Here is a 15467-nt window from a genome sequence, read left to right on the forward strand (position 1 = left end):
GCGCCGGCCCAGGCACCGGCCCAGGCACCGGCATCGACCTCGCGCCGCCCGGGCGTGCGAAAGGCCGCCGAGGCGGTCCCGCCAGGCGCCGACCCCCGCTTCGCGCACGGCCCGCTCGCGGTCGTCGACGTCGAGGACGGGCAGGCGTTCGCGTACTGCGTCGGCGGCCTGGTCCTGGACGTGCCGGCCAAGTCCCTTCCGTCTCTGGTCCAATGGACCCTCACCGAGGCGAAGCTCGGCGCGCCGAAGCTGAGCGGACCGGGCAAGGACGCCGACCCGCTGATCGTGCTCACCGAAGCCGCGTGCGAGCGCTACGGGCTGCCGGTCCGACTGACCGATCAGGAGCGGCTCACGGGACGGCTGCCCGAGGGCCACAAGGTCATCAAACAGCTGGTGCGCGCCGACTGGAAGCTGACGAAGCGCGGGTTCGGCCCCTGGGCCCGGATCTACCGGCCGGCGCAGGGCTCCGCGCGCTCGTGCGTGCAGCTGTGCGTCCCGTCCTGGGACGCGCTCGACACCCGCCACTGGGACGGCGCCGCCGCCCTGCCGCCTGCGGAACTCGCCCGGCTCCTGGGCGTGTACGCGTCCCGGGTGATGACGCCGCGCGGCTCCACGGCCGTCACCGGCCTGGAACTGATGACGGCGCTGCACCCGCCGACCCGCGCGTCCGAGCCGGACGAGAACGGGGTACGGCACAGCGAGCACAACCCCGGCAGTCTGGGCAGGAACCCGGTCGACCCCGCGCCGTGCGAGGCCCCCGACGGCCACCCCCTGCTCGCCGGCCTGCCGCGCTTCCACCGGCGGACCCCCGCCGAAGTCCTGGTCGAGGAGGCGTACGACTGGGCGAGGCCGCTCACCGACGCGGAATGCCTCAAGCCGCACCTCGTGGGCATCGACGTGAACATGGCCTTCGCCGCCGGTGCGAACGGCACGATCGTGGGACTGGGCGCGCCGACGCACGTCGAGAACCCCGCCTTCGATCCGAAGCTGCCCGGTGCCTGGCTGGTCGATCTCTCGCACGTCGACCTGTCCCGTGTCCTGGTCGGCAAGGAGTGGCGGCAGCTGGAAGGTGACCTGCTGCCGAGCCCGTTCACGCCGAAGGGCGACCGGCCGGAGGGCCCGGCCTGGTACGCGACACCGACCGTCGCGTACGCGGTGGAGCTCGGCTACGACGTCGCGCCGATCGAGGCGTACGTACGGTACGAGAACGGCCGCTACCTCGACGCCTGGTACAACCGGCTGCGCGACGCGTACGTGGCGACGATGGCCGACCTCGGCGTCACCGCCGACCTGTCCCCGCAGGACTTCCTCGCGGCCATGGACGGCCACAAGCACGTGGACCCGCAGCTGGCGATCGTCCTCTTCGCGATCAAGGCGACGGTCAAGGGCGGCATCGGCAAGCTCCGCGAGCGTCCCCGCGGCGAGGGCTGGAAGCCCGGCGAGCCGTGGCGGGCCCTGTCCCGCCCGACATGGCGGCCCGACATCCGCGCCGCCGTCATCTCCCGCACACGGGTCAACATGCACCGCAAGCTGCTCAAGCACGCAGCCGTCACCGGCCAGTACCCGGTCGCGATCCTGTCTGACTGCGCCGTGTACGCGGCCGACGGACCGACCCCGCTCGACTTCCTGCCGTACAAGGACGGCAAGCCCCTGCCCGGCGGCTTCCGGCTCGGCGTCAGCCCGGGCATGGTCAAGCACGAGGGCACCCAGAGCGTGCTGTGGGGTGAGGGCGTACGGGAGCAGTACGACGCTCCGGAGCTGAACCTCGCCCGGTACATCAAGGACGGCAACGTCACCCACAAGGACGACGGGGAGTAGCCCGCGATGGCACAGCTCGGGGACGGCCTCGACCAGGCGGTCCAGAAGGCGTTCACCCGCCCGGTCCCGAAGTCGGCCGGCGCGCGGATGCGCTACCTGGTCAAGCAGCTCAAGGGCACCAAGGCGGCGGCCGAGACGCTCGGGATCTCCCAGCGCACCGTGGAGCGGTACGTGAAGGACCAGATCAGGAAGCCCCGTCCCGAGCTCGCCGCCCGCCTGGCGGCCGAGGTCAAGAAGCGGTGGCAGCCGCAGATCCGCGCGAAGGCGAAGGAGAAGGCCGCCACCACCGGAGGCATCGTCGTCGACACCCGTGCCCGCTTCGGCTACACCGCCGCTCCGGGCACCACCGACGACGGCCGGATGCGCCACCTCACCGTGGCGCTCCCACCCGAGTTCGCCGCCCGCCTCTTCGACGCCCGGGACCAGGGCGCCACCGAGCAGCAGTTGCGCGACATCGCGGCGGAGGGACTCCAGGAGATCTACTTCAAGGACCACGGCCGCCGTGCCGGCGACCTGCTGGTGGAGTTCACCGATCTCGAACACATCGAGTTCGACCTGTAGCCCCCTGCGCCGGCCCGCCGCTGCCGGTCACCTGTGACTGAGCGCTTCAGTTGGCGAGTGAGCGTGCGAGTTGGCGGGTTGAGCGGGCGGCGTCGACGGCTCGGGTGAGCTGGGTGGCGTAGGCGTCGAGAAGCGGCTTCATCTGCTGGTAGAAGGGCACCTTGTTCTGCCGGATCCAGTGACCGATGGTGAACCGGTCCTGGCTCCATGCCGCGTCGAGCTCGGGGTCGTTTCGGGCTTCGGCCGGTTGTGGGGCGAATTGGGTTTCGCCGTGCGTGACCTGGGTCCAGATGTAGGCCGTGGCGGCGAGGTGTGCGCGGTCGTCGGAGAGGTAGCGGGGGCTGGGCTGGCGTTTCAGCTGGTCGGCGATCTGGTGCCATGCGTCTGGTGGCAGTGCCCAGTCAGCGAGAAGGGTGCGGCGGTGCCAGTAGTCGATCAGTGCTGAGGAGGCGAGGGCTGCGGCGATCGCGTCCAGGGCTCGTTCGTATGCCTCCGGGGTTCCCTGCCGGCGGGCCCACCGCGTGATGGGGGTGCCCAAGCCCTTTCCGGCGATGCTGAGTCCGAGGAACTCGGCGGCATCGGCGGTGCTCTTGCCGAGAGCTCGCCGGACGAGGAAGGCGGAGGTTGTGCGCCGCAGGACCGGCATGCTGAAGGCGACGGTGAAGGCGACGGTGAAGGCGTCAAGGTGGCGTTCTGCCCACTCCAGGGGGAGGAATGCCGGAACGTGCTGGGGGCCGTAGTCGAGGCCGCGGTGTGGCAGCCGGCTTCCGCCCCTGCCGCTTCTGCGGTGGGTGGAGACCAGGTATTCAGCGGCGTCTCGGAATCGCTGGGAACAGTCGTCCTGGTAGCGGCGGAAGCCGGTGTCCCAGCTGCGGTGGCGTTTCGGGGCGATGCCACTGGGGGTGCGGTTCTCGACTGGCGCGAGTGGAGCCAGTGCGGTCTGCAGATCGGCGGCCGACAGGATGACGTCGGCGGCGAGGAGGATGCTCGCGCAGGTCCGGGCATCTTGGGGCGGCGTGCTGACATGGATGGAGAGCGAGGGGTCCTGCCGGGCGGCCAGCACCTGATCTGTGCGGCGGGTGTCGACGCCCGGCGCGGTGGGGCGAGCCCTCGGCCAGGTGATCATGACGAGTCCGCTGACCATCTGCAGATCGGTGAAGTACTCGCTGGCCGTCGCGGCGGGGGTGTCCGGGCCGAGCATGGTGGTGATCTTCTTCTGCAGTGCGGTGAGTTCCCTGGGCAAGGGGTCTGCTGGTCCGGGCGGCTGCTTGTCCAGACGGGCGCCGCAAAGGTGGGCCGTTCGCTGTGTGCGGCGCGACCCGTGGGCGAGGGGTGCTCGGCACTGGGCCGGATGGAGTCCGGCGATGGTCGGGCGGCCAATCAGCTGTCCGGGGCGGTCGGTGAGTGGTCTCTGGCATTCGGGACAGAGATGTTCGAGGAAGCGCTGGTGGTGCGGGCATGCGATGACGACGGGCAGTCTCCAGTCGCTCTTCCAGGGGCCGCCGTGGTCTGTCTGCAGCTGGGTCCCGTCGCCGGCGAGGCAGTCGGGGCAGTAGCGGGCTGCTGCGGGGGAAGAGCCAGTCCAGTGCGGGGATGCGCTTGCCGGCGCGAACGACGTCAAGGCTGTGGGCGATGGGCGGGTAGCGGGGTGCGAGCGGCAGCAGGGTCAAGGCGTGGCTTCGGCGGCGGTGAGCCGGGTGGCGGTCTGGAAGTCGCTCATCCGCGGGGCGGGCAGTTCGAGGGAGAGGGCCGTGCGGGTGACGGCCTGGGTGTTGGGCTGATACTCGGCCAGACCGGTGCGTCGCAGGACGATGTCTGGTGCGACGTCCAGGCGGTGGGCGAGTCGCATCACGTAGCCGGCCAGCAGTTCGCCGGGCAGCGGGTCCAGGCTCCGGGGGAGCGGTGCGATCATCGGGCGCCTTCCTGGGCCGTGCCGAGGGGGCCGCGGTCGTCGAAGACGGTGTTGCGGCCGCGACGGGGCTTGCGCCGGGCGGGCTTTTCGGGGACGGCGGGGACTTCGCCGGCGCCGGCGTCGCGCCGGTCGCTGTCGCGCAGGTCGATGGCGATGCCCTCAAGGAGCTCTTCGTCCAGGCGTTCGCGGCCGGAGTCGATGGCCTCGCGGCAGCCGTCCTCGATGAGCCGTTCCAGGAGGCCGACGACACCGTTGGTGCGGTGGTAGAGGTACTCGGCATCGTGCCCCCGGTGAGCATGTCGGGGGCCGCGTCCAGGAGCCGCAGGCCGCTCTGGACGCCGTGCAGGTGTTGAACCCAGGCGGTGATCTGCGGTGCGGTGCTGTAGTGGAAGCGGTCCAGCTCGATCAGATCGAAGCGCCGTTCGGTCTGCGTGGCCTCCAGCCCGTGGGCCTTGGCATGCCGGGAGGGCGGGAGCCGCCACTGGCCGGTGGCCGGGTCGTGGCGCCCTTCGCGCAGCAGCCCGGAGCCGGGGATGTCGACGCCGACCAGGACCAGGGTGACGTTCATGCTCATGAAGGCGCGGATCAGGTCGAGGGTGTCCTGGTCGTCGGCCCGGTGCATGCGAAGTCTCATGATGTCGTCCAGGATCAGGACCTTGGTGCCATGGTCCCGCAGGGAGGCCGTGACCTGGCGGATCAGGTCGGGCAGGTCCGCGCGCGGGGCGATCGGCGCGTCGAAGAAGTTCAGGATCGCCTTGCAGGTGCTCTTCGGCTTCGCGGTCACCGGTGTCTGGACGTAGGCGACTGGGATGTGCAGGTCGCGGGCGCCGGGGCGGGCGTCGGGGTTGAGGTAGTCGTTGAGGGCCAGCCAGCGTTCCTGGAAAGCGGCGGCGATCTCGCAGACGCATTCGGTCTTGCCCTGGTAGCCGCCGCCGGAGACCATCACCCCGGCCCGGGTATTGGGCTTGATCTTCAGCGCGTTGGTCTCGATGCGGCCGATGAGGAGTTTCTCCACCGCCCGGCTCATCGGGGTGTCCAGCAGCTGCAGGTTCGCGTGGGTGGCCGTGCGGTGCAGGTTGTGCAGCATCTTCTTGCGCCGGCTCAGCAGCCCGAAGGCCGCGCGGTCCATGATTGGCGCCGGGACGAACAGCTTGCGGGTGCGGCACCAGTGCTGCCAGCCGGTCGCGGTGTCGCGGGCCGGAGCGGGGCCGGTCAGGACGAACGGCAGCGTCTCCTTCTCGCCTGTCACTGCGGTCCTTCCTGTACCGGTTGAGGAACGGATTCGTCGTCGGGCAGCGCGAACAGTGAGTGCTTGCGCGGGCCGTCGCCGAGGCGGGGTGGCGAGACGAGCGGGACATCGACCGCGGCCTCGCGCCGGCGGCGCCGTTCCGCGTCGACGGCCTGCTGGTTCTGACGGACGAGCTCGGCCGGCCGCGGCGCGACGGGCAGCGACGCGGCGGGGGCCGTCCGGTCGCGTTCGGCGGCCCGTGCGCGGGCGACTTCGCGGGCCCTTTCGGCCCGTTCGGCCTTGGTCATCTGGCTTGGCCAGGAGCCGACCGGAGACCGGGCGCCGACCAAGTCGAGCAGGACGGGCAGGAGTTCGGTGTCGTCGCGGGGTGTGAGCCCGGCCCGGGCGGCCTCGCGCAGGACCTGCTGCACTCGCGCGTCGGAGAACGCGAGGACGTCCTCCCCGGTGGCCAGCCCGTTCCAGGGCAGGGTATGCCAGTGGCCGACGAGTTCGATGAACGCCTGGCGGCAGTCGCGGGGATCGCGGTGCACGACCCACTTGCCCCGGTGCCGGCCGCTGCGAGGGGAGGGAAGCGAGCCGAGCTCGCCCAGGACGGGGTGATCGCCGCCATACCAAAGTCCGCCGATCTTGACCCCGCGACGGCCGTGGATCTTCACGAAGTGCGCGGGCAGAAGGCGCTGGTAGAGATTCGCATCCGGGATCTGCAGGGCGATCCCGTCGCGGGCCGCCGCTGTCGCGAACAGTGTGTTCGGGCTGTGCCGCCCGCCGGGGTCCCAGGCGGGCGCGTACTGGTCCAGCCTGCGGTTCTGCCAGACCCCCACGATCCAGGTGGCCAGCAGATGCTCCGCCTCGTCCACGGTCCAGACCGCGTCGCCCTCCGGGTCGGCGCCCCGGTCGGCGACATCCCGCCCGCGGTAGCCCAGCAGCATCTCCAGCAACAGCGACTGGATCCCTGAGAACGCGCGTTCGCAGGCCGCCTTGTCCTGAGCCCGCATCGCCCTCGCCGGCAGCACCACCATCCCGAGCGTGCGGGCGACCTGCACCAGATGGTGGTTCTTGTAGACGCTGCCATGATCGCTGGTCACCGTCTCCGGCGCGAAGAACGGCCGCCCGGCAACCGGATGGCCTGCGAACTCGGTCACCAGCGCGGCCGGGACGCCGGGGTAGTGCCATTCCATCTCCGGCGTCCAGTCCGGCCGCATCGGCAGCGGCAGCATCGCGTCCCGCAGCAGCATGGCCACCTCGACGGAGGAGTCCGAATCCGGGGTGAGCCGGAACGCGACCAGGGAGTGCGTGAACGCGTCCAGTCCGAGGGTGAGGTCAACGGAGATCGACTCGCCGAACACGTCGTCGCGCAGCTTCACCGGGAACGGCGTGGTGTCCAGCACGACCACCTGGCCGGGACGGGTGATCGTCACGGTAGTGCCGCCGGTATCCACCGCCGCGGCCGACCGGAGATAACGCTGACGTCCCCTCTCGGGCCCGTACCACTCCTTCCAGACCTTCAACAGCGTCGTGTAGTGCGGGATCTTCTCTTCCGCTTCCGTGCCGAACTTCTCCCGCACGAACTGGTGGATCAGCCGTTCCTTGGTCTTCATGCCGACCCGGGAGCGGTGCAGGCACTCCGCGTGGACCGCGTGGATCGCCTCCGCGACCTGCGGCGTGATCGTGCGGTGCCCCGGCAGCACGGGGGTGAGTCGTCCGTCCCTCAGCCCCATGATCCCCTGCTCAGGCCAGGCAGCAGACCACCGCTGCAGGGTGCGCTCGCTGACCTGCCCCAGGCCCAGCTGGCGGGCGTCGTCCGGGTGCAGGGCCTTCAGCTCGGCCACCTTGGCCCGCCGGCGCTCGGTCAACGTGGTTCGCTCCGGGTCGTACTCGGGCCGGGGTTCCCCCTCCTAGGCCCAGTGCCGGCTGCCGCTGCGGAAACCGCTCTCGGCCTCCAGGAAGTGGGCCACCCTCAGCCGGAGCCGCTTCTGGTCATCGGCTTTCAGGTCCTCGAACCGCGTGGGCTGCTGCTTGTCATTCATCGCGGCCTCCCACCGGATAGACCCACGTCTCATCACCGAACGGCTGGGCCAGGTCGACGGCCATCCGCCGACGCCAGAGGAGATGGACCGCGTGGGTGCGGGCCACCGCCGGAACGTGCGTCTGCTCCACCAGCTCGGCGAACAGACACGGACGCCGACGGACCACTGCCATCAGCTGCGGCTCAAGCCCCAGAGGGTCGGCCATCGGGCGGCGCCGCACCGACAACGCGTCGATCCCCGTCAGCACCTGCCGCCGCCAGCCGGTCACCACCATGTAGCGCCAGCCCGTGGCGGCCGCCACCTGCGCGGCCGCCGCGAACCGCACCTCGTCCTCCTCGCCGATCAGGCCTCCAGGGCGCACGTCCACCAGCCACGAGGCTTCCGCCGACAGCACGAGGAAGTCCGGAATGTGCGAGCCCTTGCCCTCCGAGGAGGAGAACCGCAGACGGAACGGCTGGGACAGTACTTCGTCGAATCCGCCGACGAAGTCCAGGACCAGCAGCAGCCAGCGCTCGGCCAGACTCTCGAAGCCGTGCTGCCGACCGGTCGAAACCAGGCACTCCAGCCCGGGCCGGTGACGCTGGCCCGTCCTCCAGGAAAACCGCCGCACCGGCACCGACGCCATCGCCGGCCCGGCCGACAGGTCCTTCACCGGGACGATGACGTCGGACTTCCCGACCTTCCACGTCACCGTCCACGTACGCGGCCAGCCCGGCCCCAGATCCAGGCACTCGGTGGCACGGTCGGGCAGCGAGTACGGCAGCACAAGGTCGTCAAGGCGGCAGGCATGGGACCACACCGGACCTGCCTGAACCTCGACAACCTGTACGTCACCCATGGCGAGAGCACACCGCAGAGCAGACGCCGTACGCGGGGAAAGGCCCAAACCAACATCAACAACCGGGCCGTACCGGTACCCTGCTCAACTCGCCAGACGAAGTGCTCACGCGGAAGGGAAAACCCTGGGGTCAGCTCCGGTCTTGCGCGTACTGAGCTGCGTACCAACTGGAGTCGATAGCGGGATTGCTCAAAGCTCCCCAGAATCGGTCGTCAGGTATCGGTGGCAGTGGCGGATTGCCCAGGTCCGCATGGAGATCCGCACGCCAGTCGACAGTGAAGTGACTCCGGATCTCCGCGCTCTCGCACACGGACCTATAGGGGGACCCCCAGATCCCAAGGGCTATCTTCTCCGCGGCCCACCTGAGAGCGCGGTCTCGGCCGGTGTCAGCCTGCGCAAGCACCGCGCGCAGGCGCAGGGCGAGCGGATCGGTCTGGTCCGGCCGTGGCGGGGCCTCACCGCGCTCCCACGCGTTCAGGGCTGCCTCGACCTCCGGGTAGTTGTTCAGGCCTGTTTCGACCGCCAGTCTGCGCAGTTGCTTTTGCGCGGCCTCAACCACCTGTTCGTACGGCAGGGTCGCGATCAGCGCACCGAGTTCCTCGTGCCCGTCCAGGTGGCTCACGTGGAGGAGGTCGGTGGGACTGTGGGACAGGTCCAGCTCTGGCAGCTGCTCATCCGGTGCGGGAAGGGGCTCGCCGGCACTGTACTTCGGCCTGGCAGGCAGAGACGCTTCCCGGAACAGTCGGCCGTTGAACGTGACGATACCGGCGTCCTGGCCGCGCTCAAGCTGGTCGGCCTCTTCGGCCAGATACTCGCCCAGCGAGTCGGCCTCCCCGAAACTGGTGCCGGTCTCGTCGAAGAACCGCCCGACCGCGCCGAAGGAGTCCCGCCCGGTACGGCAGTCCACCAGAAGGCCGTCCGACGTCACGTCGTAAGAACCGAACTTCACGTAGCCGCGAAGCCAGTAGCCCTCGTCCTCCCCATCGATACCTTGGTCGATGCCGCGCATGAACCCGGTGTCCCCGAGGATTCCGCTCACCCCGAGCGGCCGGTCGCCCGAGCTGAACCGGAAAGCCTCAGGTCCCTCCAGCGCCCCGTTGTGTCGGAGAAGGGAAGCGACCAAGTCCGGAGGAAAGGTGACACCGAGTTCCTCTTGCGCCGCCGCGATCTCGTCGTCCCCTGCGGGCGGCCGTAGCGTGGCGAATGTGCGGGGCGCGTGCTCGCGCAGCCACGCGTCGATGCGAGTCCATGAGGCCTGGACCAAGTCTGCTGTCATAGGGTTGACCCTAAAGTCCGCCACTGACAGCTTAATCGTCGCTCATCGGTCTTGTCCGCCGGGCTGGCGTTCAGACCAGTAAATTCAAGTGGCCCCTTGTCCCGGCTCACCAAGCCGTCGACACCAGATGTTCGGTCACCGACTCACGTGCTCACTCGCCAAGTGAAGCGCTCAGTCACATCACCGCCCGTGGCCGAGCGCGGGGATCTGAGTACGCGTACTCATGTGTCGCGACCTCGCGTCGAAGAACACTGTGGGCTCCACAACGGACCAGCAGGGGGAGCACACGTGAGGCGTTCCAAAGCAGCAGTGGTGGTGACGACGCTGGCGGCGTTCGGGCTGGCTGCCGCCGGCACATCGCCCGCGACCGCGGCGGGCGACGCCCTGTTGCCGCATCCCGGCCCGGACGGCCTGGTCTGGGTCGAGGAGCAGGTGGGAGACGGCGGAGTCGCCTCGGGCGGTGCGCACACGGGGCTCCCGACCGTCCTCACGGTGGCGTGTGAAGGCGGCGGCACCGTGCGGGTGACGATGGAGTCGCAGCAGATACAGGTGGCCGCGTTCTCCGTGGACTGCCCCGCCGAGGGCGCCGGTGTCGGTTCGGTGACCATGGACCGGGCGTCGTCCGCCCGGGCTCCTTCACCGTAGCGGTGGATGCGTCCACGGAGTCGATCCGGTGGGCGCTGACCGTGACGCAGCCGGAGTAGCATCGCTCGCCCTGGAACGGCCGAAGGGGCTGCGCACCGTCCGGTGCGCAGCCCCTTCGGCGACTCGCCGGCCGCCGCCAACGCCTCGCTCGCGCCACCCGACTCGGCAGCAGGAGCGATGTCAGTGCCCACTGGAAGGATCGGACACATGACGAACTCCACCGCCATCACCGCCTACTGGGACGCCGCCGCGCCACTCTTCGACGACGAGCCCGACCACGGCCTTCGCTTGAAGGCCACCCGCGACGCCTGGTCCCACCGCCTCGCCTCCTGGCTGCCGTCCGAGGCGGTGCGTGTGTGCGACGTCGGCTGCGGCACCGGATCGCTCTCCGCGGTGATGGCCGAAGCCGGTCACCAGGTCACCGGAGTCGACCTCTCGCCGCGGATGGTCGACCGGGCCCGGACCAAGCTCCGCACGGCCGGACTCGAAGGCCGCTTCCTGGTGGGAGACGCTGCGGAACCGCCCACCGGCGACGAGCGGTTCGACGCCCTTCTCTCCCGGCACCTGCTCTGGACGCTGCCCGATCCCCAGAGCGCGCTGCGTGCATGGGTCACCCGTCTCCGCCCCGGCGGCACCCTCGTCCTGGTCGAGGGCCGATGGCGCGAGGCCGGCCAGAGCGGAGTGCCGTACGTCGTCGGCGCCGAAACCCTGCCATGGCATCGTGGCGTCACCGCCGACGAACTGACCGCCGCTGTCAGGCCCCTCGTCACCGACCTGCGAATCGAAGACCTCAGCGGCAGCGCAGACCTCTGGGGCGGTCCGGTGACCGACGAGCGCTTCGCTCTGATCGCCCGAATCTGATTGCCCGGTGCCGCAGTTGCCGCTTCCCGGCCCTGAGGCGGAGAAGACCACACCTTCACCGGCTCTCCAGCCAGTCAGTGTACCAGGTGCGGAATTCGGGGCTCATCGGCACGAAGCCGCCCCAGTCCGGATCGAGCTGCCAGATCTCGCCGGCATGCGGGCCGTTCAGCACGAGTCGGACGAACATGCCGCAGCCCTGTTCGGCCAGCATGAGCGTGCCCCGGGTCAGCGCATCGGCCGGAGTCATGATCGGGCCGGGCAGGGGTTCGGTCAGCGGGAACGGCTCGGCGAGTCGGCCCGGCAGCCGGTCTTCCTCCCACTCGTCGTCCACGGCCGACTCCCCGTCAGCCTCTGGACGGGGCGCCGTCAACGGCATCAATCCGTGACAGGGACCGGCGGGGCCGTTTCCCACCGACGCGACGAAGGACCGGTACTCCGCCGGCAGATCGATGCCGTGGGCTTCCTCGAACGCCCGGATCTCCGCCTCGGGTAGCGGAGGCGCCAGTTCGTACCCGTGGGTGCGCGATCCGGAGCGCTCCCGGCCCGGGTCCCGGGCCGCCATCTCCCGTATCCGTGCGCGTACGCCGCCCTCGTCCCAGTTTTCCACCGAGCGACCGTATCAACGGCGTCCGCGGCCGTCCCACGGGGTGGGAGCCGAAGCGGCGATCCGGTCGGCGACAGGTCGGCAACCTCGGTGGCCTCGGTGACGACTACGGGACGAAGCAGCAACTCCCCCAGCATTCGAAGACGAAAGGTGAGGCGAGGATGAGACGACCAGTCACACGGCGACTCTACGCGGCACTGGCCACGGCGGCCCTCGCGGCCGGGACCGGTGTGGTGCTGTCGATGCCCGAGGCATCGGCGGCCACCGGCGGCGTCACCGGCTACGCGACCCAGAACGGCGGAACCACCGGCGGTGCGGGTGGCCAGACGGTACGGGCCACGACGGGAACCGCGATCCACGCGGCCCTGTGCGGCCGGGCCAGCAGCAGCACCCCGATCACCATCCAGGTCGAGGGCACCATCAACCACGGCAACACCGAGAAGGTGTCGGGCACCAGCTGCAACACCGCCGCCGGCGTGATCGAGCTCAAGCAGATCAGCAACGTCACGATCGTCGGGGTCGGCGGCGGAGCCGTCTTCGACCAGCTGGGCATCCACATGCGCGACGCCCGCAACATCATCATCCAGAACGTGACCGTCCGGAACGTCAAGAAGTCCGGCTCACCCACGTCCAACGGCGGTGATGCCATCGGCATGGAGAGCAACGTCCGCAACGTCTGGGTCGATCACGTGACCCTGGAGGCGTCGGGCGGCGAGTCGGAGGGATTCGACGGCCTCTTCGACATGAAGGACAACACCCAGTACGTGACCCTGTCGTACAGCATCCTGCGCAACTCCGGACGCGGCGGCCTCGTCGGGTCCAGCGAGAGCGACCTCTCGAACAGCTTCATCACGTACCACCACAACCTGTACGAGAACATCGACTCCCGAGCGCCCCTGCTGCGTGGCGGCACAGCCCACATCTACAACAACCACTACGTGAGGCTCAACGAGTCGGGCATCAACTCCCGAGCCGGAGCTCGCGCCAAGGTGGACAACAACTACTTCAAGGACTCCAAGGACGTCCTGGGTACCTTCTACACCGACGCGGCCGGCTACTGGCAGGTCAGCGGCAACACCTTCGACAACGTGACCTGGTCCAGCCCCGGGAGCGAGAACCACCCGGCCGGCCCCGACCCGCAGTCCAACACCACCATCAGCATCCCCTACGCCTACAGCCTCGATGCGGCCGCTTGCGTGCCGAACATCGTGAGCCAGACGGCAGGCGCCGACAAGGGCCTGCAGGTGTCGAACGGAAGCTGCTCGCCGCAGACCCCGAGTCCGACCCCGACCCCGACCCCGACACAGACCAGCCCCACGCCGGGACCCACGACCCCCACACCGGGACCGACCCAGCCCGGCGGGACCAACCTCAGCATCGGGGCCGGCTCCGACGGCTCCAGCAAGGCGGACGGCACGAGTTACGGCAACGTCCGGGACGGTGACATGAGTACGTACTGGTCGCCGGCCGGCTCGACGGGTTCCATCTCGATCAAGTGGGGCTCTCCGACCACTGTCTCCAAAATCAACATCCGGGAGGCGTCGGGCTCCGCGGGCAGCATCCGCTCCTGGAGGGTCCTCAACGGCGACACCGGCGCTGTCCTGACCTCCGGCAGCGGGGCGGGCGTCATCACCGTCCCGCGGACCTCGCTGCAGAAGATCACCTTCGAGATCACCGGCGCGACCGGCACGCCGAAGGTCGCCGAGTACGAGACCTACGCCGGGTAGCAGCCGGGTCCGGTGCGACCACGGGGGGAGCGCTTGTCGGGCATGGGCCCGGCGTTGGTTTCCTGCCGCTGGGCCGTGTTGTGAAAGTGTCTCGGGTCCCTCGTCCTGCGCCGTGGTGATCTCGGTGTGGGGCGAGGCAGACCGTTCGACCGTCCTAGCGTGTCAGCGTCTCGAAGCCGACATCTCCGCAGTACTTCACGACACGCCCCTCCGCCTCGGCGTCACCGCTGTTCATCGCTGCCGCCGTCGCCTCCCCCAAGGTGCGGCCTGCGCCGACGGTCTCGTCCCGGAGCGGTCGCATCGCGAGAAAGGCGTCCTGAGCGGCGGCCCCGACCCCGTCATACCCTGACGACTCCGGCGTGGCCGTACTCTCCGCGTTCCGCGCCTTCTGCCACGTCCCCAGCCGCATGCAGTATGTCTCCCGCTGCTCGGTCAGCAGCTGTTCGTCCTTGCCCTCGGACGAGGAACATCCCGCCGTCACCGCCACCAGAGCGAGGAGCGGGACGACCGCCTTGAGTACGCGCACCACGTTGCCCCCCGGCTGGAACTTCGTCCGCTCGACGCTGTCACCTGCAACTCCCGTAGCAGGATACCCCCGTGGGACACGAGCCCCACCGCCCTCGGTGGTCAGGGCCGGGGTCGCAGGAGAAGTTCCGCGGCCAGGTTGATGGCTTCCCGTGGGGTGCGTCCGGGGTGGTCCGCGGCGATGAAGTGGCGGCCGATCGCGAGCGCGAAGATCAGCGTGCTGCGGGCCTCGGCCTCGTCGGGGTCCGCGATGAAGCTCCCGAACATCGTGCGAAGGAAATCCATCCGGACGTTGTCGATCCGCCGCAGTCGTGCCGCGACCGAGGGGTCGTGACGAGCCCACTCACGGACGGCGAGATCAATTCGGTGCAGGTCGTCCGAGAAGGTCAGCCGGCCGGCGAGCCGGACCCTTTCGGCGGGGTCTCCGCCCGCGGAGTCGACCTGCTCGAGGACGGCGTCGGTGCACCGGTGCTCCCACTCGTCGAGCATCTCGGCGAGCAGGGCGGGACGACCGTCGAAGTGCCCGTAGAAGCCGCCCTTCGTCACCCCGATGTCGGCGGCCAGGACCTCCACTCGGACAGCGTCCGGACCGCCCCTGGCGAGGGCGTCGAGTCCCGCCTGGATCCAGCGACTTCGTGGGGTACGGGCGACGGGGGGCACCTGCTCACCTTTTCTCGGGGATGTGGGGCCTGAGGCTGTCTGCGCGACCGTATGTACGGTACCGTACAGATCGAATATACGGCTCCGTACAGAACGAGAGGTCGAAGCGTGGCGCGACTCGCGAAATCCACCTACACCGAGCGGCCGTGGCGCATCCACGAGATCACCTCGGACTTCGACGTCGAGGACGCGTGGGCGTTCCGTACCCCGGGAGCCGGGCCCGACGACTTCCCCGCCATGCTGGCGGCGATGCAGAGGTCGGGCGGGATCGCGAGACAGACGGGGCCGGTGCGATTCCTGTTCGCCGTGCGCTGGAAACTCGGCGCACTCCTCGGCTGGGACAAGCCGGCGGCGGGTGTCGGCGCACGGGTCGACTCGCTCCGGAGCCGCCTGCCCAGCGACCTCCGTGATGCTCGACGGGGCGAGGACAACGACGACATGCCGCTGAAGGCGGTCTACGAGATCGCCACGGAGTCCGCTCGCGAACTGGCGAACAGGACCGTGCACACCGTGATGCACCTCGGCTGGGTGCAGGGACCCCACGGTGACCACGAGCTCAGGATGACCGTCCTCGTCAAGTACAACGGATGGTTCGGGCGGCTCTACATGGCCGCCATCGCGCCCTTCCGGTACCTCATCGTCTACCCGGCCCTGACCCGGCAGTGGGAACGGGCCTGGCGCGACCGTCACGATCTCGCGGCGCAGTACGGTGACGGCGAGGGGTGATGAACTCCGGCAGGCGGCTGCCGGGAGTCCTCCTCCTG

General features: G+C 69.7%; 16 protein-coding genes and 2 pseudogenes. 7 read left to right on the forward strand and 11 right to left on the reverse strand.

What is annotated here, in order from left to right; all coding sequences use genetic code 11:
- Both J7E93_RS36165 and J7E93_RS36170 read left to right on the forward strand, forming a co-directional pair.
- Nucleotides 1–1818: transcriptional regulator (locus J7E93_RS36165; RefSeq protein ID WP_215074280.1), on the forward strand; the 1818-nt coding region annotated here is incomplete at its 5' end.
- 6 nt (nucleotides 1819–1824) lie between these two features.
- Nucleotides 1825–2379: a helix-turn-helix domain-containing protein gene (locus J7E93_RS36170; protein WP_215074281.1), complete on the forward strand. Its 555-nt coding sequence runs from the start codon at nucleotides 1825–1827 to the stop codon at nucleotides 2377–2379.
- Between the two features lie 46 nt (nucleotides 2380–2425).
- Here the strand turns inward: J7E93_RS36170 and J7E93_RS36175 are convergent, their stop codons facing one another.
- The 3 genes and pseudogenes from J7E93_RS36175 to J7E93_RS36180 form a co-directional block, all read right to left on the reverse strand.
- On the reverse strand, nucleotides 2426–3622 hold the full coding sequence (locus J7E93_RS36175) for a hypothetical protein (protein ID WP_251067582.1): 1197 nt from the start codon (nucleotides 3620–3622) through the stop codon (nucleotides 2426–2428).
- Nucleotides 3623–3826: 204 nt separating this feature from the next.
- Nucleotides 3827–4000, reverse strand: a pseudogene (locus J7E93_RS38490) (TniQ family protein); the annotation flags it as partial.
- A 45-nt stretch (nucleotides 4001–4045) separates the two neighbouring features.
- The gene (locus J7E93_RS36180) at nucleotides 4046–4291 is read right to left on the reverse strand and encodes a TniQ family protein (RefSeq protein WP_215074283.1); all 246 of its coding nucleotides are present in this window, start codon (nucleotides 4289–4291) and stop codon (nucleotides 4046–4048) included.
- Here J7E93_RS36180 and J7E93_RS37675 point away from each other — a divergent pair.
- Nucleotides 4282–4644 (forward strand): hypothetical protein, encoded by a 363-nt coding sequence (locus J7E93_RS37675; RefSeq protein ID WP_251067583.1) that lies wholly within the window; start codon nucleotides 4282–4284, stop codon nucleotides 4642–4644. The genes J7E93_RS36180 and J7E93_RS37675 overlap by 10 nt on opposite strands.
- A 242-nt stretch (nucleotides 4645–4886) precedes the next feature.
- Here J7E93_RS37675 and J7E93_RS38240 read toward each other — a convergent pair.
- From J7E93_RS38240 to J7E93_RS36200, 5 genes and pseudogenes are all read right to left on the reverse strand, one after another.
- A pseudogene (locus tag J7E93_RS38240) lies at nucleotides 4887–5420 on the reverse strand (TniB family NTP-binding protein); the annotation flags it as partial.
- 116 nt (nucleotides 5421–5536) lie between these two features.
- A complete protein-coding gene (locus J7E93_RS36190) occupies nucleotides 5537–7393 on the reverse strand; it encodes a transposase (protein WP_215074284.1) in 1857 nt (618 codons plus the stop codon).
- Between the two features lie 42 nt (nucleotides 7394–7435).
- Entirely contained in the window at nucleotides 7436–7567 is a 132-nt protein-coding gene (locus tag J7E93_RS37920; protein WP_285440994.1) for a hypothetical protein, read from the reverse strand.
- Nucleotides 7560–8405, reverse strand: coding sequence for a TnsA-like heteromeric transposase endonuclease subunit (locus tag J7E93_RS36195; RefSeq protein ID WP_215074285.1), 846 nt, complete (start codon nucleotides 8403–8405; stop codon nucleotides 7560–7562). The genes J7E93_RS37920 and J7E93_RS36195 overlap by 8 nt, the downstream gene beginning before the upstream one ends.
- A gap of 130 nt (nucleotides 8406–8535) precedes the next feature.
- Nucleotides 8536–9681 carry an SMI1/KNR4 family protein gene (locus J7E93_RS36200; protein WP_215074286.1) on the reverse strand — a complete coding sequence of 382 codons (1146 nt, stop codon included), beginning with the start codon at nucleotides 9679–9681 and terminating at the stop codon, nucleotides 8536–8538.
- A gap of 288 nt (nucleotides 9682–9969) precedes the next feature.
- Between J7E93_RS36200 and J7E93_RS36205 the strand changes: the two genes are divergently transcribed.
- Both J7E93_RS36205 and J7E93_RS36210 read left to right on the forward strand, forming a co-directional pair.
- Nucleotides 9970–10326, forward strand: a complete 357-nt coding sequence (locus tag J7E93_RS36205; RefSeq protein ID WP_251067576.1) for a hypothetical protein — start codon at nucleotides 9970–9972, stop codon at nucleotides 10324–10326.
- 207 nt (nucleotides 10327–10533) lie between these two features.
- Nucleotides 10534–11187, forward strand: a complete 654-nt coding sequence (locus tag J7E93_RS36210) for a class I SAM-dependent methyltransferase (protein ID WP_215074287.1) — start codon at nucleotides 10534–10536, stop codon at nucleotides 11185–11187.
- Nucleotides 11188–11242: 55 nt separating this feature from the next.
- On the opposite strand, the gene J7E93_RS36215 is transcribed toward J7E93_RS36210, so the two are convergent.
- Nucleotides 11243–11794 (reverse strand): SMI1/KNR4 family protein, encoded by a 552-nt coding sequence (locus tag J7E93_RS36215; protein ID WP_308368922.1) that lies wholly within the window; start codon nucleotides 11792–11794, stop codon nucleotides 11243–11245.
- A 158-nt stretch (nucleotides 11795–11952) separates the two neighbouring features.
- On the opposite strand from J7E93_RS36215, the gene J7E93_RS36220 reads away from it, so the two are divergent.
- Nucleotides 11953–13518 (forward strand): polysaccharide lyase family 1 protein, encoded by a 1566-nt coding sequence (locus tag J7E93_RS36220; RefSeq protein ID WP_215074288.1) that lies wholly within the window; start codon nucleotides 11953–11955, stop codon nucleotides 13516–13518.
- 154 nt (nucleotides 13519–13672) lie between these two features.
- On the opposite strand, the gene J7E93_RS36225 is transcribed toward J7E93_RS36220, so the two are convergent.
- On the reverse strand, nucleotides 13673–14044 hold the full coding sequence (locus J7E93_RS36225) for a hypothetical protein (RefSeq protein ID WP_215074289.1): 372 nt from the start codon (nucleotides 14042–14044) through the stop codon (nucleotides 13673–13675).
- A 101-nt stretch (nucleotides 14045–14145) separates the two neighbouring features.
- Nucleotides 14146–14703, reverse strand: a complete 558-nt coding sequence (locus J7E93_RS36230; protein ID WP_215074290.1) for a TetR/AcrR family transcriptional regulator — start codon at nucleotides 14701–14703, stop codon at nucleotides 14146–14148.
- A gap of 108 nt (nucleotides 14704–14811) precedes the next feature.
- Between J7E93_RS36230 and J7E93_RS36235 the strand changes: the two genes are divergently transcribed.
- Complete coding sequence (locus J7E93_RS36235) at nucleotides 14812–15429, forward strand: DUF2867 domain-containing protein (protein WP_308368923.1); 618 nt, start codon at nucleotides 14812–14814, stop codon at nucleotides 15427–15429.
- The last annotated feature ends 38 nt before the right edge of the window (nucleotides 15430–15467 follow it).

The organism is Streptomyces sp. ISL-36, assembly GCF_018614205.1.
Classification (GTDB): domain Bacteria; phylum Actinomycetota; class Actinomycetes; order Streptomycetales; family Streptomycetaceae; genus Streptomyces.

What these genes read in the sequence shown, in the direction of transcription:
- J7E93_RS36200 (WP_215074286.1), bottom strand. Translation starts at nt 9,681, where the DNA reads ATGACAGCAGACTTGGTCCAGGCCTCATGGACTCGCATCGACGCGTGG.
- J7E93_RS36210 (WP_215074287.1), top strand. Translation starts at nt 10,534, where the DNA reads ATGACGAACTCCACCGCCATCACCGCCTACTGGGACGCCGCCGCGCCA.
- J7E93_RS36195 (WP_215074285.1), bottom strand. Translation starts at nt 8,405, where the DNA reads ATGGGTGACGTACAGGTTGTCGAGGTTCAGGCAGGTCCGGTGTGGTCC.
- J7E93_RS37920 (WP_285440994.1), bottom strand. Translation starts at nt 7,567, where the DNA reads ATGAATGACAAGCAGCAGCCCACGCGGTTCGAGGACCTGAAAGCCGAT.
- J7E93_RS36180 (WP_215074283.1), bottom strand. Translation starts at nt 4,291, where the DNA reads ATGATCGCACCGCTCCCCCGGAGCCTGGACCCGCTGCCCGGCGAACTG.
- J7E93_RS36220 (WP_215074288.1), top strand. Translation starts at nt 11,953, where the DNA reads ATGAGACGACCAGTCACACGGCGACTCTACGCGGCACTGGCCACGGCG.
- J7E93_RS36170 (WP_215074281.1), top strand. Translation starts at nt 1,825, where the DNA reads ATGGCACAGCTCGGGGACGGCCTCGACCAGGCGGTCCAGAAGGCGTTC.